This window comes from Lactococcus formosensis, assembly GCF_037892375.1.
In the GTDB taxonomy this organism is placed as follows: domain Bacteria; phylum Bacillota; class Bacilli; order Lactobacillales; family Streptococcaceae; genus Lactococcus; species Lactococcus formosensis.
This window is the reverse complement of the sequence record NZ_CP141721.1, coordinates 1,015,758-1,038,774: the sequence shown is the minus strand read 5'-3', so window position 1 is coordinate 1,038,774 and position 23,017 is coordinate 1,015,758. Positions and strand designations below refer to the sequence as shown.

Here is a 23,017-nt window from a genome sequence, read left to right as displayed (position 1 = left end):
TAGATTCCATTGACTTCATATCATTGATTAAATTATAGCATACTTAGGTTCATAAAATTTATATCAACACATAAAAAAACGCCTGCCACAAGTGACAAGCATTCTTTTATTCATAGTTTAAAAAGCTGATTAAGCTTTGTTTGCTGAACCGAAAACGTCGATACGTTCTTCAACTGATGCAGTGATTGCGTCGAAACCAGGTTTCAAGAATTTACGTGGGTCGAAGAGTTTTTTCTTCATGTATTCAGCTTCGTTAGCGTTAAATTCAACGACGAATTCACGAGTTGCTTTTGCAAATGCAAGTTGGCATTCTGTGTTTACGTTGATTTTAGCTACACCGTTAGCGATTGCTTCGCGGATTTGATCGTCAGGGATACCTGAACCACCGTGCAATACGATAGGAACATTTTTGCCCATAGCTTCAACGAGTGCTTCGTTCAATTTAGTCAAGTGATCGATGTGGAGACCTTTCCAGTTTTCTGGGTAAGGACCGTGGATGTTACCGATACCAGCCGCAAGGAAGTCAACACCAAGTTTAGCCATTGCTACTGCATCTTCGATAGGAGCAAGTTCGCCTTCACCGACGATACCGTCTTCTTCACCACCGATAGAACCAACTTCACACTCAACTGAGATACCTTTAGCGTGAGCTTTTGTGATAACTTCTTCAGCAAGTTTAAGGTTTTCTTCGATTGGAAGGTGTGAACCGTCAAACATCAATGAAGAGTAACCAACTTCGATACATTCCAAAGCATCATCAAAGTGACCGTGGTCAAGGTGAATAGCTACTGGTACAGTGATTCCCATTGATTCTACAAGAGTTTCAATGAGGAGTTTACACATTTTGTAACCACCCATGTATTTAGCAGCACCCATTGAAGTTTGGATAAGTACTGGAGTCTTTTTAGCTTCTGCTGCGCGCAAGATAGCTTGAGTCCATTCAAGGTTGTTTGTGTTGAAACCACCGATAGCGTAACCATTGTCACGAGCGGCTTGTACGAATTTTTCTGCTGAAACGATTGCCATTTCAAATTCCTCCGAATATTTTCTATTACTGTCTTAGTATAGCATTTTGTGAACTATTTTTCTAGTTATAAGTCGTGAATGCGCTTGTATTCTGGATTTTTTAGAAAGTCAGACCAGCTCTAATGATAATAAAAAGAGAGTTGCCTCTCTTCTTATTATTTAGTACGACTGTAGTTTGCTACGTCTTCTTGAATATTTTCGATAAATTGATCCAAGCTAATAACTTCAGTATCTGTTGAACCATAACGACGAATGTTTACAGTACCATCTGCCATTTCTTGGTCACCTACAACGATTTGATAAGGAACTTTACGTGTTTGTGCTTGACGGATTTTATAACCCATTTTTTCATTCGATTCATCAACAACGACACGCAATCCTTTTTCTTGGAGGCGTTTTTTGATTTCCCATGCGTAATCGGCATGAATTTCATTGTTTACAGGGATGATGATCGCTTGAGTAGGTGCCAACCAAGTTGGGAACGCACCTTTATAAAGTTCGATCAAGTAAGCTGTAAAGCGTTCCAGAGTTGAAATTACACCACGGTAAATCATGACTGGACGGTGTTTCTCACCATCTGCACCAACATATGTGATGTCAAAGTTTTCAGGGTTAAGGAAGTCCAGTTGGATAGTTGAAAGTGTTTCTTCATTACCTAAGGCTGTCTTAACTTGGATGTCCAGTTTTGGTCCGTAGAAGGCTGCTTCGCCTTCAGCTTCAACGTAGTCAAGATTCATATCATCCATTGTTGCTTTAAGCATACGTTGTGATTTTTCCCACATTGCATCGTCTGGGAAATATTTTTCTGTGTCTTCTGGGTCACGATATGACAGACGGAAGCTGTAATCGTCGATACCAAAATCACGGTACATTTCCATAATCAATTCAAGAATTTTACCAAATTCTTCTTGGATTTGATCAGGTGTCACAAATGTGTGACCATCATTCAGTTGCATCACACGTACACGTTGAAGACCTGAGAGTGCACCTGATTTTTCATAACGGTGCATTGTACCGAACTCAGCGATACGGATAGGCAATTCACGGTAGCTGTGTACATGGTGTTTATAGATAGCAATGTGTGATGGGCAGTTCATTGGTCGAAGCTCCATTTGTTCGCCATCACCCATATCCATTGGTGGGAACATGTCTTCGTGATAATGTTGCCAGTGACCTGATTGTTTATAAATATCCAAGTTCATCAAGTTTGGTGTGTTAACGTGCAAGTAGCCTGCAGCAATTTCACGGTCTTCTACGAAACGTTGGATTGTACGACGAATAGTTGCACCATCTGGCAACCAGTAAGCTGTACCGGCCCCCAAAGAAGCTTCATTAAAGAAAAGATCTAACTCACGACCGAGTTTACGATGATCACGTTCTTTCGCTTCTTCACGCATTCTCAAGTTTTCTTCTAGATCTTCTTTATTGAACCACGCTGTACCGTAAACACGTTGCATCATCGCGTTATCACTATTTCCACGCCAGTAAGCACCTGCCACGTTAAGCAATTTAAAGAATTTAATAAAGCCAGTTGATGGTACGTGTGGGCCACGGCAAAGGTCAGTGTATTCGCCTTGGCTATAGATTGTCAAACCGCCTTCATCTTCATTGTGTTCTTCGATAAGCTCAAGCTTATAAGGATCGCCAGCAAAGATTTCTTTTGCTTCTTCTTTTGTTACTTCTTTACGAATTGAAGGGAAATTTTCTTTGGAGATACGACGCATTTCTGCTTCAATTTTTTCCAAATCGTCGTTTGAAATTTGTCCTTCTTCATTATCAGTATCATAGTAGAAACCATTTTCAATCGCTGGACCTACACCAAGGTAAATATTTGGAAAATGACGACGTGCTGCTTGAGCAAATAAGTGAGCTGCAGAGTGACGAAGTAAACCAAAAGCATCTTCATGGTCAGGTGTTACAATTTCAAAAGTTGCATCTTCTTTGATTGGACGGGTCACGTCAATAAGTTTGCCGTTGACTTTACCAGCCAAGGCTTTTTTAGCCAAACCAGGTGAGATTGATTTTGCAATTTCAAGTGTTGAGATGCCTGCCTCAAATTCTTTGACAGCACCATCTGGGAAAGTGATTTTAATCATATAAGCCTCCAATTTTTTTGTTAACATATTTTAGTTTTGGGGATGAGCACTGAGGAAATAAAAAAACGCAGATCAATTCCCTCTAAAGGACGCGATCTGCGTGTTACCACCTTTTTAATTTTTTCGGCACAAAAAGCCTCAAAAATATCTCATCTTTGACGTAACGTGTCAGCCACGCTTTCTGTTCTCAGAAAGAATTATCAGAGTGGTATCTTTAGCAATCACAATACGAGTTCGCACCACACACTCGCTCTCTTTTAAAGAATTGGTTAAAGACTTGTCTCTAATGACCATTTTAGGATTTTCTTTATCTTTTGTCAAGCCCTTTTGAGTAAGTTTTTTGATTTTTTAGAAAATAATATTTATTTTTTCTCTGCAATCTCTTTGACAAGCTCAGCAAAAGCCATGTCTTCATTGAAAGGCGAGACATAGACATACTTTTCGCCACCATTTTCAAGGAAGTATTCTTTATTTTCTTCTTCAAGCTCTTCAATCGTTTCTAAACAATCTACCACGAAGCCAGGCGCAACGATAAGAATTTTTTTGATGCCTTGTCCAGGAAGTTTCTTCAAAGTATCATCGGTTGCGGGGGTTAACCATTCAGCAGGACCAAATTTTGACTGATAAGTTTGATAATGCGGAAAATCACCAAGCTCTTCCATAATTAAACGTGTCGTTTCCGTGCATTCTTCTGGATAAGTGTCGCCATCCGTCACGTAAGAAAGTGGAATACCATGATAAGAAAAGACTACAGCTTCAATGTCCTCTTCATTTGCAAGGGTTTCTTTTATCTTATCAGCAAAATATTTGATATAGAGAGGTTCTTTATAAAAGGAGCGTATAAACTTTAAATCCACAATATGATCTTTTTTCAAAAAGAAGTTCATCACACTGTCAAAGACTGAACCTACTGTTGTCCCTGAATATTGGGGATACATAGGAAGAACCGTTAACTCCTCCACCCCTTTGCTCAAGAGACTTTCCAGACTACTCTCAATACTCGGTTCGCTGTAGGACATCCCCATAGCTACCTCAACGTCAGGACAGATTTCCTGCAGATTTTTTTCCTGAGCTGCTGTGTAGGTAAGTAGTGGAAACTCGCCATCTTTGACAATCTTTTCGTAAAGCTTAGCTGATTTTTTCGGACGAGTATTAAGAATAACTCCGTTGAGAAGCAGTTGCCAGAGTAAGGGATGTGTCTTAATCACGCGCCGATCAGACAAAAATTTCTTTAGGTATTTTCTTAGTGCTTGGGGCGATGTATTCTCGGGTGTACCAAGATTAACTAAGAGGATGCCTCTTTTTTTCATACGATATATGTCTCCTGTATTTTCTAAAATTCAACGGACAATCCAATTATCCTGCTTTCTATTTTACCTAAATTTCATAAGTTATTCATTAATATTATGGAATATCTAATTAAATAGAGCAAAAATGGCAATAAAAAAACGAAAAAATTCGTAAATTTTATCGTTTTTTTAAGTTCTCTCCAAGAATAAAACTATTCTTCTTTATTCTTTTTTCGTAAGATTACTGCACTTGCTAGGGCGATTAATCCCGCTATACCAAGAGTAGCTGCAAGCCTGTCTCCTGTAGTTGGCAGAAGGCTTCTGTTTTCTTGAGAAATCTCTTTTATAGCCACTATTTCTTCTTCAACTGTTCGTCCTTCCTCATCATCTAATGGTCGATATTCCCCATCAGCTGACCCATCATCGAGAGGCGGCTGGCTAGGTTGATGGGGACCTTCTGGGTGTTCCCCTTGATTGCCACCATTTTCTGGATCAGTTGGTTTTTCTTGACCATTATCAGGTATTTTTGGCGCTTCGCCTAAAGTCAAGACCGTAGCACCAGAGATAATTTCTCCTGCATAGCGGTTATGATGATCCGCTTGTCGCGCAAAGAGGAAATAGTCTGTCCCAGGTACTAAACCAGTGAAGAGGAGTTCTTTTTGCCAATCATCTTCCATCAAACGCTCAGGATTTTCTGAAGTTGAAACAGCATACTCAATCAAGTAGGGGCCTGGATCAAAAGCGTTAAGTGGAGCAAAAGTTTTTTCTGCTTCCATCGTTTCAATCTCTATTTCCCTAAAGGCAAATGGTTCAAAGAGAAAAACTTGCCCTTCCATGATAAATTGATGCGGCATGAGTTGCGACTGGAAGAGTTCTATCTCTGTCTCTTCCACACGCGCTGCTTGTGGCTGAGTCACAGGGAAACCTTGGGCTTTAGTGATACGACCGATCACTTCCGTATCTGGATGAAAAACATAGGTATAGTTACGGTTGAGGTTGCCTTGCTCATCACGCAACTCGATAACAACATCTTCTCGACTTATCTCGTTGCCTAGTTCATCAATAAAGACCAGCTCATCCTCAGCAACGTGCGGTTGATTGTTCGCCAAACGTGAGCGCTGTTCGACAGGGACCATCGTAAGGTAATAATCTCCAATCGTATCCATGACCTGTCCTGTATCAGCATTGGTCCATTTTTCAGATACAGCAAAGCCATGTTCCTGACCGTACTCATAATACTTGTCCTCTGGCATGAAGTGGTTTTCATAATTGAACACGCGCTCAGCGATTTTACGACCGTTAAAACTGATACGTACAGGGTCAATAATCTGATCATCAAAGAGTGGAAGCATCCACTGTACACGGTCAATACGGAAAGGCTGGACCATAGCTTGACTTGTCGGCACGATAGAGTCACGTAAAGTTCTCGGCTGCATCAACTGGTAGTTCTGTGCGTCTGCTCCAGAAATCCCCCACTCTCCTGTTGCATGAACAGGCATGGCAATCACATTCCCCTCAGCATCAAAACGCACATTCATCTCATCAAAGCGTACGCCGCCTCGTAGAACAGTAACATCATCTATAGGTAAAATGTCCAAGGACGGTGTATGTGCAGCAACAATACTTGCATTGTCAGTTCCATCATAATGGCGTCGCGCGACCTGTCCACGTGTCCAAGAGATTGGTTTAGGAATGATTGTACCTGTCAGTAAGTTGGTCTTCATCCAAGTGTGGAAAGCTTCCGACAGTACCACATTACGTGAATCCAAATAGAAACCACTTATCGTCACTGGCTTTTCTGTAGCTGCATGACGATCACCAAAAGTAATCGTATAGTCGTCTTCAAAGCGGATATGGATAATCTCACCTGTTTCCACAATCTTAATATAAAGCTCTGGAAAACGCTTGATCACTTCTCCAGGGTTGTCTAAATCTGGCTCTTCTGGAACGATATAACTCGCCCCACCATTATACACCTGCTGAATCGTACGATTTTCATTAAGCGCAATGACTGCATCAGTGATATCACTTTCCTGAAGCTCCCAAGGTGTGATACGACCTGTGAAGAGCAAAGCTTTAATCTTGTCTATCTGTGGTGCCGAAAGCAGGATACTCTCATGTGTAAAGCCTTGGATACGTGTGATAAGCTCTTTATTCGTGATGTCGCCATTATCATAGGCAACGTGTTCATCTATGAAGTGGACGTCGAGTTCTTCCAAGTTGTCTAAAGATAAGGAAATGACTTGTTCTTGTAGATTGCGTAGTGCAAAGACAGGTACTGTCTTCATGTCTTGCGCGACAGCTTGCTCATCCCATAAAACAACTTGAGTGCGCCCGTTATATTGGCGCTCAACATAACCTGATTGAATATAGAGGACATTAGCCTCCATATCTTCGTGATTCTCCGGCATCGGTTGGACATCCGTAACGGAAACATTCTTGATATTGGCTGGTGCAAAGCCGGGCTGATCACCATCTACAAAAGTGTAGTTTACTAGCGGATGCTCAACGGTATCCGTTGTCCTTAAGTACCATTCTCCATCTGAGTTTACCGGAACATCATTCTCAACTTCTTTACGGATAAACTGGGCCCAGCCCTTACTTACGGTTACCTTTTCCAAATCACGATCAACTATAGCTCGTTCAGGCACAAACATCAGCTCTGGTACTTCTCCAACTGTCCTTGTATTTCCGATATTTGTCGGACGTATTAATTCAGGAGGAGTAATAATATCATGTACAGCATAAGTATCATCCCATTCCTTATGCGCAACTTCTCCCAGAGACCAAGCAATACGCCGTGGGGTAATTTGGGCATCTCTAAAGCTTGTAACCTCCTGAGCGATACGATCTTGAAGTTCCTCGATATCCGCTTGATCAAAGAAAGTATATTTTTCATCAAAAATAATTTTTTCAAAGGCAAGCGCGTCTGTGCCTGCATTCACATCGACAAAGCGTAAGCCTTCCACATGATAAGGCAGAACGATACTCAAATCATCATTAAGCACAATCTCAGCAATAAAGGAATTTTCAGCAATATAAGAAAGACCGTCGTACTCCCGATCATCAACACTAAAGTTAATCTTTGCTTCTGACTTGTTAAAGTCTGCCGGGAAAATAGTCGCAAAGGTCGGTGCGGCTTCTCGTACCACATAGTTCTGTGCGTGACGACTTTCTGAAAATTCAACGTCTAATTCGACAAGCACTCTCCAATCAAAAGTATGAGTACCAGGAGCCTCATTAGGAAAGGCGAGGTCATCGAGCAGACTTTGAGTAAAGGTTCTCCTTACATGATTATTAAGAATCTCATGCCCAACTTCTGATGCAACCAGGCTTGGCAAAATCACTTCTCCTGAAATCGTAGTCGTTCCATCATAATCCCTTGAAAGAACTTGACCGTTTGACCAAGTCAATACACGTGGGGTAATATGTGCTTCAAAAAGACTGTTAAAGTCAAAGTCATCATGCAAGACTTGGTTCGGTCCGATCAAGTCATTAAGCTGTTGACGGACCACATTAGGGTTTTCTATCGTTAAACTATTGCCTTCACCCACATCAGGTAAGTAAAAGAGCAAGTCCCAGTCGGTGATATCCAATGTATTGGCTACCAAATCACCCTCAGCATTTTCAACTGTTCCTAAGCGCGGTAAATCCAGAAGATGTTCATCTAAAAAGTCATCCGTATCATCAAAACGTTTGGCAGCACGTCCTGACAGCGCACCAGAGACTTGGTCGCTTTCCCAAGAAGTAATCTGCTGCGCAGAGATAGACCATTCTATCCCTGAAGTCGATAAGCGATAGTTGGATGGATGCGTACCTGCAAGCCTCCAAGCCATATCCAAATCACTGAATGCTGGCCCTACTTCACGGTTATTTCGATGAATAAAACCGCCCGGAACTGGTTCAACACGTCCACTAGCCAAATCTCTGTCCAATACGACTTGAGCCCCACTCTCGCGCGCCCTTAAAGTTGGCAAAGAAAATTCGTCGATTTCGGGCTCTATCGGCATACCTGTATAGGTTCTGTTCGGTTGATTTAAAGCACCGCCTGCGAATTCGACTTCTAGTTGATGAATCGTTGCTTCAAGAAAACCAGGCGTCAAAGCGCCACCCAGAGTCACAAAACTCGGCATCTCAAAGGCCGACTGTCCAGAGAAGAGATTTGCTGGTCTAAAGCCGGCTATACCTGATGGATCAGGGCGTGCGACCAGCTCATAGTTATCCTTATAATATCCACCGCCTATGGTCCAGCCTCCCTGTGCAAAGACCGGCTGAGCGGTGACAAAGTTATCTTCATTAAAAGCAACATTTTCAGACGTGAAATGTACCGTGCCATACTCGAGTTGGACGCGATCTGCTCCTGTACCTTTATCGCCTTCATAAATACCGAAGTCACCAGTACGTGTCGGATAACGTGCAAAGAGTTGAGGCCTTTCGGTAATCTCAGCATGATTTTCACCATCATAGTCTTTATCTGCAACTTCTCCAAAGCCCCAGAAGACTTGACGCGGGGTAATTTCTCCTAAGTAAAGCTTATCTCGCAAAACATCCTGAAGTTCTGGTAAAAGATGGATAGGTTGTAACTCTGGTACAAGTGGTATCCCTAAATGTTTGAGGCCAAAGGCTGTCGTTACACGTACAGGTACATAGCCGTTCGTTACATGACGTCTCTCAAAAGTCAGCGTGTCAAAGGTATCATAGAAAGTAAACTGATAAATATTCTCACTATTCTCGACGCCTTCAATCGTCACATTGATAGGTGATAAAGAACTATAGTCATAAACAGTCGTGCCATTGTATTGCCGTGAGACACGTCCTGCTTCAAAATCAAGACGGGAGAGGTCATCAACATCCAGTATCAACTGACTGATGGTTGCATCATCAAACTCAGGTACCCCAACAATCTCATAGTTAAAGATGTTTCCTGATACTTGGTCTTGACGGTTAAGCATACCGCCATGAAAGTCAAGGCCATGAATCGCCCATTCCCCCGGCAGACTGTCCGCAAAGCGCAAACGCTCTGCTAAAGGTGCAAGCGTATCTCCATTCTGCGATGCTCTGTTAAAGTCAAAAGTGATGATGTTGCTATCGCCAGGAACAAAACCTTCCAAGACGGGAGCAACGACCGACGACACACGGGTTGAGCCGTCGTATACCTTATCCGCCACACGACCTCGTGTCCAAGTTACTTGCTTAGGGTCAATATTTGCGTCCTCAAAGAGACCGCCTTGCTTGGCTAAATCCCCTATTTTGTCTTTGACACGTGCGCCGTATTCTTCTAAGAAACGAGGCCAACCGTCTGCAGTGAAGGCGTCATCTGCTCCATTGATCAGCTCTATACTTATAGAGGCATCAGCATCTACCAATATTTGATGGCGCCCTGCTTGACTGCTTGCAAACTTGAGATCGCTCCCCCTTACTGTTAATCTTGCAGTTGCATAACGTAAAATTCCCCCTTCGACATCGGGATTATGTCCCATGATCGCGAACTCTATCGTATATTGTGCTAAAGCCTCTACAACTTCATCGGTATTGTCAAAAGTTTTATCTGGCACAGACTGCCGATTGCCGATAATCGTCGGGACAAACTCCGCATCGCCGATAAACATCCGTCCCGAATAGAGACCGTTGGCATTACCGTTGACATCATGCACGGCTGACTGTGTTAAGATACTCTGTGTGAGCTCCTGTAATAAGGACACATCAAGTTCTAGCGAACGCTCTTCGACAGCTTCGACAACAGCATCAAAAACACGGTCGAAATGATTGTGTCCCTCGATATGGACAAAAGAGGCAAAGAGGCCTGGACGATCATGGAGGAGAATATCCAGTGGTAGTCGGACTTCTAGCTCCATGATATTCTGACGCTCCGTAGGACGCGCCATCTGAATGTCAAAATCAAGTGTGATGTGTCGCTCAATAGATTGTACTGCACGACTGGCATTAAAGGCACGGTCAGGGACAATCCCCCGATTAACATGAATATTTTCGATAGCTACAGGTATATTTTCAAGGACTTGAGCATCATAGAAAAGGCTGCTGTTTGCAAAGTTATTGCGTAATGTGTCGGGGATTTCGACGGTGTAATAAACACCTGCTGGAAGATTATCTTGCCTATTGAGCGCTTCTTCAATTTCGCTGATAATCCTGTACCAGTCAATTGTCCCGTAATATATTGCTGAGGACCCTGCTTGTGCTGTACTGGCAAACACAATATCTGCTATTTTACTGGTAAAGTTAACATCCCCAGTAAAGCCCAGTTCTGATATATCCAAGTGCGGCCACTCGATAACTTCCGCATCCGCCACAGCAACATCATCGCCAACAAACTTATGTGTAACTGTTCCACGATGGATATGCTGTTCGTTCAGTACAATAGGACGATGAGGATTTGGACGAAGAACGCCACCAAAAAGCCGGAAGGACGAATCGCTCCCCCCTTGGTGCAGATCACGACCATAGATGGTTACTTCACCGTATGCATCGGGCGCTATACCTATGAGGTCAAGAAAAACACGGTCTCCCGTCGTTGTTCTAACATTTGCGATATGCATAATATCAGAAAGAACGCCATCTAACTCAACTTTAAACTCTGCTCTTTCCTCAATGTGACTAGTTCCTAAGTTCCCTACAGGATCAGGAAAACGAGTGGAGAACTCAATCCGAACAGTGTCTTCCGTTAACCATTGGACACTATAAATTCTCCCTGAAGGCCAACGGTCACGACCGTCCCAGTTTCCTACCTGCAAAGGTGCAATACCAATAGAGGCTTGCTCTGCTTCAAAAGTTGTTAGTCCGCCCTCTGAAAAAGAAGGAGCTACAAAGCTTTGGGGCGCTTCAAAAGCAGGGAGAGGTTCTGATGTTATCTCTTCCCTTGTTTCCTGTATTTCATACTCCTCCTGCTCTTCCTGTATCACTTCCTCAACGACTTCATCGGGTAAGAGAACATCTGCGATTTCTTGTTCAGAAAACTCGACAACTTGTTCGATGCCTGTTGTCTCCTCGCCATGGCGTCCACGGATAAGTGTGGCTACAGGTGCGCCTTTCGACATGACCAGCGGCAACATCGCAGCGACAGTTCCTACTTTTTTGAGTCGTGCACGGCGTATGGCCTGCTTCTTCACTTTGATTACTTTTCTTTCTGTCATATATTCTTCTCCTGAAATCTATATGTAATTTCATAAAATTGTTTGGATATATCCACAGCATTTCTTATATTACAAATTATATCAAAGATTAAAATTATAAAGAAGCAATATTACGCTCATGTGTTTTTAATTTAAAGAACACAAAAAGCAGATTCTCAAAGAATCTGCTTTTTTACTTTTAACATAAAGTCGCTGTTTTAGTGTTTACGATTAATTTCTTGTTTTACTTTATACTCAAGAAAATCTTTTGCCACTTCTTTGTCAAAGTCATTGAGTTGATTGACAACTTGGTTTTGAATCGTGTCAATCTCAATCTTGTCGAATGGAATTTCAGCGATGACTTTCTCAACAACTTTTGCAACATTGTTGGCAATCATATTGGCGTGCAAGGGTTTGTCTTTGTATTTTCCGTTGATTGCAGCTTTAAAAACTGCTGTTTGTATACGGAATGAATCCCAATCGACAACACGACCATTACGTTTTATCACTACTTTATTGAGCAATTTTGCTTCCATATCTTCTCCTTTATGTGCTGTATCTTGCATCCTTAGTTCTAAGGAATTTTTCGAAATCATATTTTGGCTCATATCTTGATTATTTCAAAATACTTTATTGCCTCAAACAGTAGCAACGCTAGTCTTTTCGAGTAGTATTACTTTCTTTTATTATAGCAAATTATCATTTTTCCTACAAAAAAAAGCCCGAAGGCTTTTTTCAATTTATTTTACGATAATGAAACGGTCATCGTCTTCCATGTAAGTTTTTTCTCCAGCTTCATCTTCGATAGAGCCGAATACAAGTTGACCACGTAATTTCCAGTTTGCTGGAACGTTCCATTCTTTAGCAACTGCTTCGTCAATAACTGGGTTGTAGTGTTGTAAGTTTGCACCAATACCAAGTTCTGCAAGAGCTGTCCATGCATTGACTGAAGTAATACCTGAAGCTTGTTCGCTCCATACTGGGAAGTTATCTGCATAAAGAGCAAATTGTTCTTGCAAGCCTTTAACAACGTCTTGGTCTTCGAAGAAGAGAGCTGTACCATAAGCAGCTTTGAAACCATCAAGTTTTGCTTTTGTACCTTCCCAAGCTGACTCAGGAACACCTTGTGCTTTCATTGTTGCTTTCAATTCGTCAGCAACGATTTGTCCCCAAAGTTTTTCTTGAGCATCACCTGTAACGATAAGTACACGTGTTGTTTGGCTGTTGAAAGCTGATGGGCTGTGTTTTACTGCTTCTTTAATTGTTTCGATAGCTTGGTCTGCATCTTTAACATCTTTACCAAGTGCGTAGATTGAACGACGGTTTTTGAGTGAATTGATAAATGACATAGTAATGTCTCCTTTTATTTTCTTATTTATGTTTACAAGTGTAATCTTAACACATAAATTTACGTTTGTAAACTATTTAGCTCAGAATTTTATTTTTTTATAAAAAAACGTTAGAAAGCTTGTCGCTCTCTAACGTTTTCAGTTTTTATTATTTTGTACCGAACAAACGGTCACCAGCATCCCCAAGACCTGGAACGATGTAGCCATGTTCATTAAGGTGATCATCAAGTGCTGCCACATAGATATCAATATCTGGATGTGCTTCTTGTACCGCTTTTACACCTTCTGGTGCTGCGACAAGACAAACGAACTTGATATTGTTGGCATTACGTTTTTTAAGGCTATCAATTGCAAGAATTGCTGAACCACCTGTAGCCAACATTGGATCAACCAAAAAGATTTGGCGATCAGCAATGTCTGTTGGAAGTTTAACCAAATATTCAACTGGCTTAAATGTTTCTTCATCACGATACATCCCGATATGGCCGACACGCGCTGCTGGGATAAGTTTCAAGATTCCGTCTACCATACCGATACCTGCACGAAGAATTGGCACAACTGCTAATTTCTTACCTGCAAGTTCTTGCGCTGTCATATGCGCAACAGGAGTATCAATTTCGACATCTTGTACAGGTAAGTCACGAGATACTTCGTAAGCCATAAGCATACCAATCTCGTCAACGAGTTCACGGAACTCTTTTGTTGAAACGTCTGCACGACGCAAAATTGAAAGTTTGTGTTGGATAAGTGGATGTTTTACTACTTGACAGTTTGACATAAGAAACCCCTTCATTTTATATACTTTGACTATTTTATCATTTTTCTTGTCATAAGTCTGTTATTATTGTTATTTTAGTCTTTTTTCAAAGAGAGCTTGATGAGGAACGGCGCAATCAGAGTACTGAGGATAATCACAATGACAAGCTCTGAATAAATATCACTATTAATCACTTGCGAAGCAAGCCCAATCTGCGCGATAATCAATGCCATTTCGCCACGTGAGACCATCCCTGTACCGACCAAGGCACTGTCTGAGGTGGTAAGTCCTGTCGATTTCCCGATAAAATATGCAGGGACAAACTTTGTCAATACAGCCAATAACGTAAAGAAGAGAATCAAGATTGGATGTTCAAAGATACTCTCAAAAGTTACGGAAATCGCAATAGAAACAAAGAAAACTGGGATGAAAACGACATAAGCAATAGCGGAGCTGTACTCCTCAATCTTATGAGAAACATCTGTTTGACTCAAGGCTAGTCCAGCAAAGAAAGACCCAATCACAGCCGACATCCCCGCTGCATCAGCAAGAAGACTTAAAACCAAACAGAGAATAAGCGCTGCTGTCGTGTTCTTCGCATAGACCGGAAGTTTTTCCACAAAACGCCAAACTTTCGGGATTGACTTGTGTACCAAGACAAGGAAAAGAAGGAAGAGGAATTCCATGAAAAACTGCCTTGGCAAGTTGCCAGAAGAACTCTGTGTAGATGTGAAGATAGATAAAGCTAGAACTGCCAAAATATCGTCTACAACAGCTGCACCCAAGATAATAGATCCTGCCTTTGTAGAAAGCTTACCGTATTCTTGCAAAACTTCAACTGTAATCGAGACAGAGGTCGCTGCAAAGACAATCCCATAAAAGATAGCCGTTGAGAAAGCATAGCCCATCATCGTTGTTACGCCCCAGAAAACCAGTAAAGGTACGATGACACCCGCTAGGGCAACCAGTAAAGCAGGTTTAAAGTTTTTCTTTAATACCCCAAGGTCACTCTCTAGCCCTGCCAGGAACATGAGCAGAATCACCCCAATTTCGGAAAGGACCTCAATGGTGTGTCCTCCTTGCAACCATCCCAAAGCAGCAGGTGCCAAAACAATACCAATCAGTATTTGACCGACTACTGCGGGAATTCTTATTCTTCTTGCGATTAAAGTTGCGACTAATGAAGCCACTAAAATCAGTGTAAGTTGGAAAATATCATTCATACTCTCTATTATAGCAATTTACGGCTTCTTTTTCTCGCGGTCTTTCTTAAAAATTTAGAAAAAGATAGACTTACTGTCTATCTTTTGGTTTTAATTTATTTCAATGACATATTCGCAGCTAAAGGTTTCATATGGAGCAAGATTATTCATTCCATATTTTTCAGTAAGTTCGCCTGTTGTGCTAACTTCATCTGCTATACCAGCCCAAGGTTCGATACAAACAAAAGGAGCTTCAGCTGGATAAGGACTCCAAAGGCCAAAGAAAGGCATATTTTCCCATGTTACCTTCACACTTCGGCTATCCAAACGGTTTGTTAAGGCCACTGACATTTTATCTGAGGATGTATAGACGAGCGCGTCTTTTGAAAAACATTCATGGTTCAGTGCTATATCACTCACCTCAACTTCAGATTGTTCTTCCCTTTTAAGCGTACCTGTTGGTAAATCTAAAGGTATAAAAGTACGTTTTTCGGCAGGAGCAATTGTCAAGGTATAATCTTCAAAGTTTCCTTTTTCAAGAGGAACATTAAAGGCTGGATGCGCCCCAACACCAAAAATCATGGTCTTTTCATCTTTGTTTTCCACTTGATAACGTACACGCACTTGATTTCCTGTTAATTTATAACTTACCTTGAAGCTAAAATCAAAAGGATATTGTACAAGTGTATCAGCATTTGAGGTAATTTCATAAACCAACTCATCCTCTTTTTCCTGTACGAGTTTGAATTCTGTATCACGTGCAAAGCCGTGCCCTGACATCTCATAGTTTTTACCTGCGTAGCTGTAGTGTCCGTCTTTTAACTTCCCAACAATCGGGAAAAGCACAGGAGCATGACGTCCCCAGAACGCTGGATCTGCTTGCCAAAGATACTCGATACCTTCTTTTTGAACAGAGTGTAATTCTGCGCCAAAAGTGTCAACTGCAACCGTCAATGTATTGTTTTTAAGTGTGTGTTTCATCTTTTCTTCTTCTCTTTAGTTATCCAATGGTTTATAAAAGTTTCGATTTTCCAAGGCAAAGACGCGTTGGCTAGATTGTCCCGGTTCAACATTATTTAGAGCGGTCATCATCATCATCATGCTAGCATCCATCATATCAATCTGATGAATGATTTCTGCCTCCATGATTTTAGGGCGGACAGGACTGCCATACTCTAACTGACCATGGTAACTCAGTAAGACATGACGTAGTAAAAGCAAGTCCTCTTTTTCATCACTGATGTCAAGTTCGATCGCTGCTTTACTGACTTCTTCATCGATAAGAACGATGTGTCCTAGGAGATTTCCCCGCAACGTATAACTTGTGTTTTCATAACCAGTAAATTCTAAACATTTGGCCATGTCATGCAAAAGAATACCTGCAAACATCAAAGACTCGTTGAGCTGTGGATAAACTTCACATACTTTTTCGGCCAGTTGGAGCATCGTGGTTGTATGATAGGCCAAGCCACCTTCAAAGGCATGGTGATTGGTTTTTGCAGCAGGAAACTGATAAAATTCACGGTCAAATTTTTTCAAGATATGACGAACGACACGATTCCACGTTGCATTTTCAATACGAAAAACGATACTTTCGACATATTTACGGAGATCCGTCTCATTTACAGGCGATTTTTCACGATAATCCGCTGGATTAGCTGGTTCGTTACCTTCTGGCAAACGTAGGCTAATTCGATTAACCTGCGGCATGCCGTTGTAGAGTTCTTTTAAGGCTTTCATATGAACCACACGCCCCGCAACAAACTGCTTGACAGCTTTAGGATTGGCATCCCAAATATTGCCCGAGATTGTTCCTGTACGATCTTGAAAAACAATCGCAAGGAAATCCTTACCTGCGCGTGTTCGACGAAGCTCAACTGATTTTATCAGGTAGAATCCTTCAAAAAATTCTCCCATAGCTATATTTTTTATCAGAACCATCTTAGTCCCCTTCTATTTCTAAAAGCGCAGCACTCGTGTCTTTGTCAACGGCATCAATCGTGCGCAATTTACGATTCATGACATTCGTTCTTGTCGTAATCAGCGTATTGATTTCTTTTTCGGACTGTTGCAAACGTTCGTGAACTTTCTTAAGCGAGGTTTCAAACTTACCAAATTCGGTCTTGACTGCCCCAAGCATTTCATAAACTTCACTTGATTTTTGTTCTATCTGTAAAGTCTTGAATCCCATTTGCAAGCTATTCAAGACTGCTGTCATGGTTGTTGGACCAGTAACATTTACCTTATAATCACGGCTGAGTTGCTCATAAAGCTCTGTATTATTTACTACTTCCATGAAGAGTCCTTCAATAGGTAAAAACATGATTGCAAAGTCTGTTGTCTTTGGCGGTAAGATGTATTTCTCCGAAATTGACTTTGCCTGAGCTTTAACTGCCGTGAAGAGAGCTTTTCTCGATGCTTCAATCGCTAGCATATCGTTTGTTTCAAGCGCAGTTTGCAAACGTTGGTAATCTTCTAAAGGAAACTTGGAGTCGATGGGGAGTAAAACATCACTTCCTGCTACTTTACCAGGCATGACAACTGCAAAGTCTACTGCATTTCGCTCTTGAATGTTGACTTGCTCTTGATACTGACTCGAGGTAAAAATCTGCTCTAAGATACGACCAAGTTGTACCTCACCAATAATGCCTCGTGTCTTCACACCTGTCATTACTTTTTGTAGACTATCAACATCACTCGCAAGGTTACGCATCTCACCTAATCCTTTATCAACTGAAGTCAGAAGATTTGTGACCTGCTCAAAGCTTTGGGAAATCCTTTTGTTCAACGTCTCTTGAAGCTTTTCATCCACCGTATTTTGGATTTGACTGAGCTTTTTATCATTAGCCTCTTGCAGTTCCTGAAACTTACGATCAAATTTATCCGTAATAGCTTCTGACATGTCCGCTAAGTTGAGCGCAATTTTATCTAGTTTTTGTTCGTTGGAACTTTGTAAATCCTTAAACTGATAATCAAATTTAGCATTGATATTTTCTGTCAGATTTGCTAAGTTCCCATTCATATTATGCGCTAAGCTTGAGACCGTCCCTGAGATTTCTTGACGATTTTGCCCTAACTGTTGCGACATCTCTAGACGTAACTCCGTCAAGTTTGATGACAGATTTTCAACCCGTGCATTGAGTTTGGTGTTGGATGTTGGTTTTTTGAAAAAATTAGCTATCCCAATCAGAATGGCTAAAATCAAAAGAATAATAATGACGACGTTCATAATCTATCTCTTAACTTTTGAATGTTATCAGCTACATCGCCTTTAAAGACAAAAGATCCAGCTACAAATACATTGGCGCCTGCTTCTCGGGCCTGGTCAACAGTTTTATCGTCAATACCACCATCAACTTCAATATCAAATTCTAGATTGTTAGCTTCACGCAATTTCACAAGTTCGCGAATTTTATCCATCGTTTCAGGAATGAAGGCTTGACCTCCAAAACCAGGATTGACAGTCATCACTAGGACCATATCCACCATGCCGAGAACAGGTTCAATCATTGAAACGGGCGTTCCAGGATTGATGACTACACTGGCTTTCATTCCAGCTGCTTTAATCTTTTGTAATGCACCATGGATATGTGCAGTCGCTTCAACATGAATACTCATGATGTCCGTACCAGCTTTCGCAAACTCTGTGACGTACTTTTCTGGATTTTCGACCATCATGTGCACATCCAAAACCATATCTGTATGTGGGCGGAGTGCAGCAACGACACCAGAGCCAAACGTCAAGTTGTCAACAAAGTGACCATCCATGACGTCAATATGTACATAATCAGCCCCGGCAGCTTTAATCTTTGCGACTTCTGCTGTAAAAGCACCAAAGTCAGCAGCGAGAATAGATGGTGCGATTTTATTTGTAAATTGTTTCATGTTTCCTCCTATTTTTTCAAGCCAAAGAAAGCTTTATTGATTTGGTATAAGCCCCAAATAGTCAAGATGACGAGCAAGCCAAAGAGTGGCCATTTCCAGTCTCCCAAACTATTTTTAAACAGAATAATAAGGCCCCAAAGAATCACCAAACCTAAAAAGCCAGCTTGCTTCATCCAAATGTTCCCTTTAATTTTGTTTTTTTCTTTGTTTGGCATAAGTTTCCCTCGTGTTATTTATTTCAGTTAATAATTGCAGGTAGTTCTCATAGCGGCTCGCTAAAATCCTACCCTCTTCAAGTGCCTCTTTGACAGCACAAGAAGGTTCATGTGTATGGGTACATTCCCTAAACTTACACCCATGACTTTCTCGTAAAATTTCTGGAAAGGCCGCATTTAAGTCGGGTTGGTTAGAGACATCATAGTCTAGATTTGAAAATCCTGGCGTATCGGCAATCAAGCCTGATGCAACTTCAAAGAACTCCACATGACGCGTAGTGTGACGTCCACGTCCCAGTTTATCTGAAGTTTCTCCCGTAGCCAAGTTCATGCCTGGCGCAATCAGATTCAACAAGGTTGTTTTCCCAGCACCTGTTTGCCCCATAAAGACAGTGACTTTGTCTGCTAATACTTCAGTCAGCTCTTTCCAGTCAAAGAACACCTGATAGCCAATCTCTTCATAATTTTTCTTGAACTGTTCATACTCACTTGTATCCTCAAGCAAATCAAGTTTCGAGATGTAGATGAGGGGCTGAATATCTTTATGTTCTAGAAACACAAGAAAACGATCCAACAGATTCAAGGAAAAATCAGGATTAATCGTTGACATGATGATTACAGCCTGATCGATATTCGCAATAGAAGGGCGAATCAAGCTGTTTTTACGTTTATGTATATCTAAGATATAACCTTCTGAATTTTCTTCAGCTGAAAAGTCCACAAAATCACCAACGATTGGCTTCATTCCTTTCTTACGAAAGTTACCACGTGCACGCGTTTGATAAACTTGTCCTTCAGATTCTACATTGTAAAACCCTGCTAAAGATTTAATAATACGTCCTTTTTTTACCATACTGATATTTTAACACATTTCATATAATTATTATTCCCTGCTCCTTGAAACTTCTTTATGTCTCCTTCAAGCTTGAAAATGGTAAAGCTATAGAGATTTTCTTTTCTACACGTGAAGCCGTTGACAAAGTCCTTGATTCTCAACCTAAAATAGCCCTTGAATATTGAAAGTATTGGTAAAAGGCAAGGAAATACGCTCACTTCCTTTTATTGAAGCATTCAATTTTTAAGCTTGACTTCTATTCTATTTTAGCTTATAATATTGATAAATTCAATAAAAGAGGATGAAGCATGAATCTAGGACAAACTTTAAAAAAGCTACGTAAAGAACATCAGTTTACTCAAAAAGAAATTGCTGAGATGCTTGACATCACTCAGGGGACTTATGCGCTTTGGGAAAAGAAAACCAGTAATCCTGCTTTAGAAATGATTTCTAAACTGGCAGATATTTACAAAACACCTATCGATCTTATCCTTAATGAAAATCAAGGTAACTCTCCTTTTATTGAGCTTCTCAATATTTACAAACAGCTCGATGTTGAGCAACAAAAGAATGTTTTAAATTTTTCGCAGTTTCTTGCTAGCCAGACCCCTCAAACTCCTCCAGTCTCAGATAATATCATTCCTTTACGCACTTACCGTCGTGAGGACCTCTATACGATTGAGGTAGCTGATGAACAACTCTCTGCTGGTTTTGGGCAAGCTTTGAATGATACTCAGGAGACTTACACCATCTTTACAGATGTACGTCCAGGCCGTTATGACGGTGCCGCACGTATCAAGGGAGATTCTATGCAACCGGAATATCCTAACTTCTCTATTGTCACCTTTGTTACAACAGGTTTTGATAGAGATGGTGATATTTATGTCATTTCAGAGGGTGGACCAGGCGAAGAACAACTGTATTGTAAACAAGTTTTCCGAGATGCGGACAGTTTCCGCTGTCACTCACTCAACACCGATCCTCAATATAAGGATTTTTACTTAGATGAAGAAACTTCAAGAATCGTCGGTCCTGTCGTTGATTGTATCGAAGAAATAAACCCCGAATTAATCGAGAACTAAGAATATTATAAAAGAAGGTCACAATGGAATTTATAGAAATTGTTTTAATGTTTGGAGGAATGGGCCTAGGTTTTGCGGCGCTCTACGAAATAGCCCTCTGGTTCAGTCCCGAGGAGAGAGATTTTCGTAAGTCGAAAAAAGCAAAACAATTCAAAGCCCAAAAATTCATTACGCTACCAACAGTAATCAAGTTAAAAACAGGTCAAAAAGTTTCATGAAAGAAAGTTGGGTCAGAGCCTGTAGATGAAAAAGACGTTTACCAATAGTGAACGTTTTTTGTTTTAGTTTGCTTGGTTAATGATGAGGGCTGGACGAGCTCCTCCATTGGCAGTGCTAAGCGTGCGAGGACGATTTCCAGTCAAGAGGCCACTGTTAAACACACCCCAAGCATACGGGTAAGACGCAGGAGTACGTAGCCTCCACCAGCCTAGTGCAACGGAACCACGCTGTGCATGATTAGGAAAAGCTAAGCCTTCGCCAGATAAACGGGTAATATCCGCAAGAGAGAGAGCAAAGGCACGACGTGTCCCTCCCGAAACAACTTGAGTAATATCTGCCGCAACATCCCCCTCTAAGTTTTCAGGGAGCCAGCTTGCACCTCCTGTAAAATTAACATTTTCAGCCGCAACTTCACCTGTCGTGAATTCATTTGCCACAGGCTGAACCATGGCTTGGACTGCAGAATCAAGTTGTCCATACCAAGAAGTAAGTTCAGCTTCTTGGTCATTCCAAGAAACATTGCGGATTGCATCATTACGGATGATTAAGTGATTGCCGTCACCCATATCTTCAAGATAACGGTACTGTTCATTTGCCATCGTAAAGACACGGCCTGGAAGCATGGCATCAAAGTTAAAGGCAGATGGTGGAGAATCAATATCAGCACGTGGATTAGAGCCTTCACCGTCCATAGCATTATTCTGTATACCTGTAAGGAAGTCTGCTAAACGGCTATCGCCACCTGTAAGAAATTCATTCATATTTTCGGTGTCAGGACTAATCAACTGACTGTCCACATGGATACCGTAATAGTAAGAGCCGTTGAAGACTGTATCTTCGATAGCAGCGGTCATTTCTGCTGCATCCAGTAGATAAGAGCTTGCTTCATCTGGTTCTAAGAGTGAAGCCCAATAAGCCCAGCCTGTCGTGTGGTCAACCACCCAGAAGTTACCGATTTGTTGGAAAGGTTGAAGTTCTGACCATTGTTGGATGGTCATGACGGGGCGCTGTTGTTGGAGGTTTTGTGCTGTAGTGCGTTCTACGCCATCAGATGCACCATGCCAAGTTGTCCCATTGTCGCCATTGGTATAAGTTACCCCTTCTTCCCAATAGCCATCTGTTCCGTCTCCCGGATGGGTCACGTCATCTGAACCATCTGCCAGGTCACGGGCATCCCCTGCTGCAGCAGTACTAAGGTCTAAGTTGTTATGGTTAAAGGTTGGAAGATACCATGGCGCTTCTCCTGCATGACCAAACCTTAGATTAGAGTATCTATTAAAAGCAGTTCCCGCTCCTGTACGTGTGCCAATCGCTGTCGCACTCGGGATATAAGGGGTCCATGTGTTGAGTTGGTCTCTTTCTGTCCCATCGACTAATGGTGTAGCCTCTGAAGCTCCTGTTTGTTGGGTTTCCAAATACTCCGAGAGGCGGATACGTGCCATGATGGGACGTTCGCCATAGTTTTCGACAAAGACGTCCTTGTTTTCAGTCTCTACATCATAGTAGTCATGCACACGGCCTCCGACATTGACTTGGACTTCATTTTCCCGGTCGTTAATGGCTTGTTGGTTAAAGGCTGTAAAGGCGAAGGTGCCGCCGATTAAGCCGAGCAGAGATAGGATAGCGATATTCCGCAGTTTCCGTTTTTTATCTGGTGTCATAGGTTTTCCTCATTTCTATTGATTAATAATTGTAAATGCCAAAAAAACGCTCCAAGGGGTCCTGAGCGTTTGGGTGCAAGTAAAAATAGGCGGATGTCTACCGCTGGTGCTGTGCTGTGCTGTGCTGTGCTGTGCTGTGCTGTGCTGTGCTGTGCTGTGCTGTGCTGTGCTGTGCTGTGCTGTGCTGTGCTGTGCTGTGCTGTGCTGTGCTGTGCTGTGCTGTGCTGTGCTGTGCTGTGCTGTGCTGTGCTGACCGATTATAAGTCATCTGCTT

The 23,017-nt window shown here is 41.7% G+C and carries 19 protein-coding genes; 2 read left to right on the top strand and 17 right to left on the bottom strand.

All coding sequences use genetic code 11. The annotated features are described in order from the left end of the window. Positions 1-129: 129 nt before the first annotated feature. The 15 genes from VNN39_RS05070 to VNN39_RS10105 form a co-directional block, all read right to left on the bottom strand. Positions 130-1,026: a class II fructose-bisphosphate aldolase gene (locus tag VNN39_RS05070; protein WP_017370538.1), complete on the bottom strand. Its 897-nt coding sequence runs from the start codon at positions 1,024-1,026 to the stop codon at positions 130-132. Positions 1,027-1,181: 155 nt separating this feature from the next. Next, positions 1,182-3,122 (bottom strand): threonine--tRNA ligase, encoded by a 1,941-nt coding sequence (thrS, locus tag VNN39_RS05065; protein ID WP_339006935.1) that lies wholly within the window; start codon positions 3,120-3,122, stop codon positions 1,182-1,184. 362 nt (positions 3,123-3,484) lie between these two features. Beyond that, the gene (hemH, locus tag VNN39_RS05060) at positions 3,485-4,432 is read right to left on the bottom strand and encodes a ferrochelatase (RefSeq protein WP_338996862.1); all 948 of its coding nucleotides are present in this window, start codon (positions 4,430-4,432) and stop codon (positions 3,485-3,487) included. Between the two features lie 191 nt (positions 4,433-4,623). Then, positions 4,624-11,559 (bottom strand): LPXTG cell wall anchor domain-containing protein, encoded by a 6,936-nt coding sequence (locus VNN39_RS05055; protein WP_339006933.1) that lies wholly within the window; start codon positions 11,557-11,559, stop codon positions 4,624-4,626. 197 nt (positions 11,560-11,756) lie between these two features. After that, positions 11,757-12,074 carry an ATP cone domain-containing protein gene (locus tag VNN39_RS05050; protein ID WP_003133409.1) on the bottom strand — a complete coding sequence of 106 codons (318 nt, stop codon included), beginning with the start codon at positions 12,072-12,074 and terminating at the stop codon, positions 11,757-11,759. A 204-nt stretch (positions 12,075-12,278) separates the two neighbouring features. After that, positions 12,279-12,887 carry a nitroreductase family protein gene (locus VNN39_RS05045; RefSeq protein ID WP_017369136.1) on the bottom strand — a complete coding sequence of 203 codons (609 nt, stop codon included), beginning with the start codon at positions 12,885-12,887 and terminating at the stop codon, positions 12,279-12,281. Between the two features lie 148 nt (positions 12,888-13,035). Continuing rightward, on the bottom strand, positions 13,036-13,665 hold the full coding sequence (gene upp, locus VNN39_RS05040; RefSeq protein ID WP_017369137.1) for a uracil phosphoribosyltransferase: 630 nt from the start codon (positions 13,663-13,665) through the stop codon (positions 13,036-13,038). A gap of 74 nt (positions 13,666-13,739) precedes the next feature. Continuing rightward, entirely contained in the window at positions 13,740-14,867 is a 1,128-nt protein-coding gene (locus tag VNN39_RS05035) for a cation:proton antiporter (RefSeq protein WP_165712248.1), read from the bottom strand. A gap of 90 nt (positions 14,868-14,957) precedes the next feature. Continuing rightward, positions 14,958-15,827, bottom strand: coding sequence for an aldose 1-epimerase family protein (locus VNN39_RS05030; RefSeq protein WP_338996858.1), 870 nt, complete (start codon positions 15,825-15,827; stop codon positions 14,958-14,960). 15 nt (positions 15,828-15,842) lie between these two features. Further along, the gene (locus VNN39_RS05025) at positions 15,843-16,787 is read right to left on the bottom strand and encodes a 3'-5' exoribonuclease YhaM family protein (RefSeq protein ID WP_339006931.1); all 945 of its coding nucleotides are present in this window, start codon (positions 16,785-16,787) and stop codon (positions 15,843-15,845) included. A 1-nt stretch (position 16,788) separates the two neighbouring features. Beyond that, the gene (gene rmuC / locus VNN39_RS05020; protein ID WP_165712251.1) at positions 16,789-18,075 is read right to left on the bottom strand and encodes a DNA recombination protein RmuC; all 1,287 of its coding nucleotides are present in this window, start codon (positions 18,073-18,075) and stop codon (positions 16,789-16,791) included. Beyond that, entirely contained in the window at positions 18,072-18,731 is a 660-nt protein-coding gene (gene rpe, locus VNN39_RS05015; RefSeq protein ID WP_017369141.1) for a ribulose-phosphate 3-epimerase, read from the bottom strand. The genes rmuC and rpe overlap by 4 nt, the downstream gene beginning before the upstream one ends. An 8-nt stretch (positions 18,732-18,739) precedes the next feature. Then, positions 18,740-18,946, bottom strand: coding sequence for a hypothetical protein (locus VNN39_RS05010; protein ID WP_017369142.1), 207 nt, complete (start codon positions 18,944-18,946; stop codon positions 18,740-18,742). After that, positions 18,918-19,799: a ribosome small subunit-dependent GTPase A gene (rsgA, locus tag VNN39_RS05005; RefSeq protein WP_338996854.1), complete on the bottom strand. Its 882-nt coding sequence runs from the start codon at positions 19,797-19,799 to the stop codon at positions 18,918-18,920. Before rsgA ends, VNN39_RS05010 begins: the two co-directional genes overlap by 29 nt. After that, the gene (locus tag VNN39_RS10105) at positions 19,793-19,999 is read right to left on the bottom strand and encodes a DUF5963 family protein (protein WP_416274273.1); all 207 of its coding nucleotides are present in this window, start codon (positions 19,997-19,999) and stop codon (positions 19,793-19,795) included. The genes rsgA and VNN39_RS10105 overlap by 7 nt, the downstream gene beginning before the upstream one ends. 90 nt (positions 20,000-20,089) lie before the next feature. Between VNN39_RS10105 and VNN39_RS05000 the strand changes: the two genes are divergently transcribed. Then, the gene (locus VNN39_RS05000) at positions 20,090-20,863 is read left to right on the top strand and encodes an XRE family transcriptional regulator (protein ID WP_096369100.1); all 774 of its coding nucleotides are present in this window, start codon (positions 20,090-20,092) and stop codon (positions 20,861-20,863) included. A gap of 23 nt (positions 20,864-20,886) precedes the next feature. Further along, the gene (locus VNN39_RS04995) at positions 20,887-21,081 is read left to right on the top strand and encodes a hypothetical protein (protein ID WP_165713903.1); all 195 of its coding nucleotides are present in this window, start codon (positions 20,887-20,889) and stop codon (positions 21,079-21,081) included. Positions 21,082-21,144: 63 nt separating this feature from the next. Here VNN39_RS04995 and VNN39_RS04990 read toward each other — a convergent pair whose 3' ends face one another. Together VNN39_RS04990 and VNN39_RS04985 are read right to left on the bottom strand one after the other, a co-directional pair. Beyond that, positions 21,145-22,743: a hypothetical protein gene (locus tag VNN39_RS04990; protein ID WP_338996850.1), complete on the bottom strand. Its 1,599-nt coding sequence runs from the start codon at positions 22,741-22,743 to the stop codon at positions 21,145-21,147. Positions 22,744-22,840: 97 nt separating this feature from the next. Continuing rightward, a complete protein-coding gene (locus tag VNN39_RS04985; RefSeq protein WP_339006929.1) occupies positions 22,841-23,011 on the bottom strand; it encodes an adenine methyltransferase in 171 nt (56 codons plus the stop codon). Between the last annotated feature and the right edge of the window lie 6 nt (positions 23,012-23,017).

What these genes read in the sequence shown, in the direction of transcription:
- VNN39_RS05045 (WP_017369136.1), bottom strand. Translation starts at nt 12,887, where the DNA reads ATGTCATTTATCAATTCACTCAAAAACCGTCGTTCAATCTACGCACTT.
- VNN39_RS04995 (WP_165713903.1), top strand. Translation starts at nt 20,887, where the DNA reads ATGGAATTTATAGAAATTGTTTTAATGTTTGGAGGAATGGGCCTAGGT.
- upp (WP_017369137.1), bottom strand. Translation starts at nt 13,665, where the DNA reads ATGTCAAACTGTCAAGTAGTAAAACATCCACTTATCCAACACAAACTT.
- VNN39_RS05025 (WP_339006931.1), bottom strand. Translation starts at nt 16,787, where the DNA reads ATGGTTCTGATAAAAAATATAGCTATGGGAGAATTTTTTGAAGGATTC.
- VNN39_RS04990 (WP_338996850.1), bottom strand. Translation starts at nt 22,743, where the DNA reads ATGACACCAGATAAAAAACGGAAACTGCGGAATATCGCTATCCTATCT.
- rsgA (WP_338996854.1), bottom strand. Translation starts at nt 19,799, where the DNA reads ATGGTAAAAAAAGGACGTATTATTAAATCTTTAGCAGGGTTTTACAAT.
- VNN39_RS05030 (WP_338996858.1), bottom strand. Translation starts at nt 15,827, where the DNA reads ATGAAACACACACTTAAAAACAATACATTGACGGTTGCAGTTGACACT.
- VNN39_RS05000 (WP_096369100.1), top strand. Translation starts at nt 20,090, where the DNA reads ATGAATCTAGGACAAACTTTAAAAAAGCTACGTAAAGAACATCAGTTT.
- VNN39_RS05010 (WP_017369142.1), bottom strand. Translation starts at nt 18,946, where the DNA reads ATGCCAAACAAAGAAAAAAACAAAATTAAAGGGAACATTTGGATGAAG.
- hemH (WP_338996862.1), bottom strand. Translation starts at nt 4,432, where the DNA reads ATGAAAAAAAGAGGCATCCTCTTAGTTAATCTTGGTACACCCGAGAAT.
- VNN39_RS05055 (WP_339006933.1), bottom strand. Translation starts at nt 11,559, where the DNA reads ATGACAGAAAGAAAAGTAATCAAAGTGAAGAAGCAGGCCATACGCCGT.
- rpe (WP_017369141.1), bottom strand. Translation starts at nt 18,731, where the DNA reads ATGAAACAATTTACAAATAAAATCGCACCATCTATTCTCGCTGCTGAC.
- VNN39_RS05035 (WP_165712248.1), bottom strand. Translation starts at nt 14,867, where the DNA reads ATGAATGATATTTTCCAACTTACACTGATTTTAGTGGCTTCATTAGTC.
- VNN39_RS04985 (WP_339006929.1), bottom strand. Translation starts at nt 23,011, where the DNA reads ATGACTTATAATCGGTCAGCACAGCACAGCACAGCACAGCACAGCACA.
- thrS (WP_339006935.1), bottom strand. Translation starts at nt 3,122, where the DNA reads ATGATTAAAATCACTTTCCCAGATGGTGCTGTCAAAGAATTTGAGGCA.
- rmuC (WP_165712251.1), bottom strand. Translation starts at nt 18,075, where the DNA reads ATGAACGTCGTCATTATTATTCTTTTGATTTTAGCCATTCTGATTGGG.
- VNN39_RS05070 (WP_017370538.1), bottom strand. Translation starts at nt 1,026, where the DNA reads ATGGCAATCGTTTCAGCAGAAAAATTCGTACAAGCCGCTCGTGACAAT.
- VNN39_RS05050 (WP_003133409.1), bottom strand. Translation starts at nt 12,074, where the DNA reads ATGGAAGCAAAATTGCTCAATAAAGTAGTGATAAAACGTAATGGTCGT.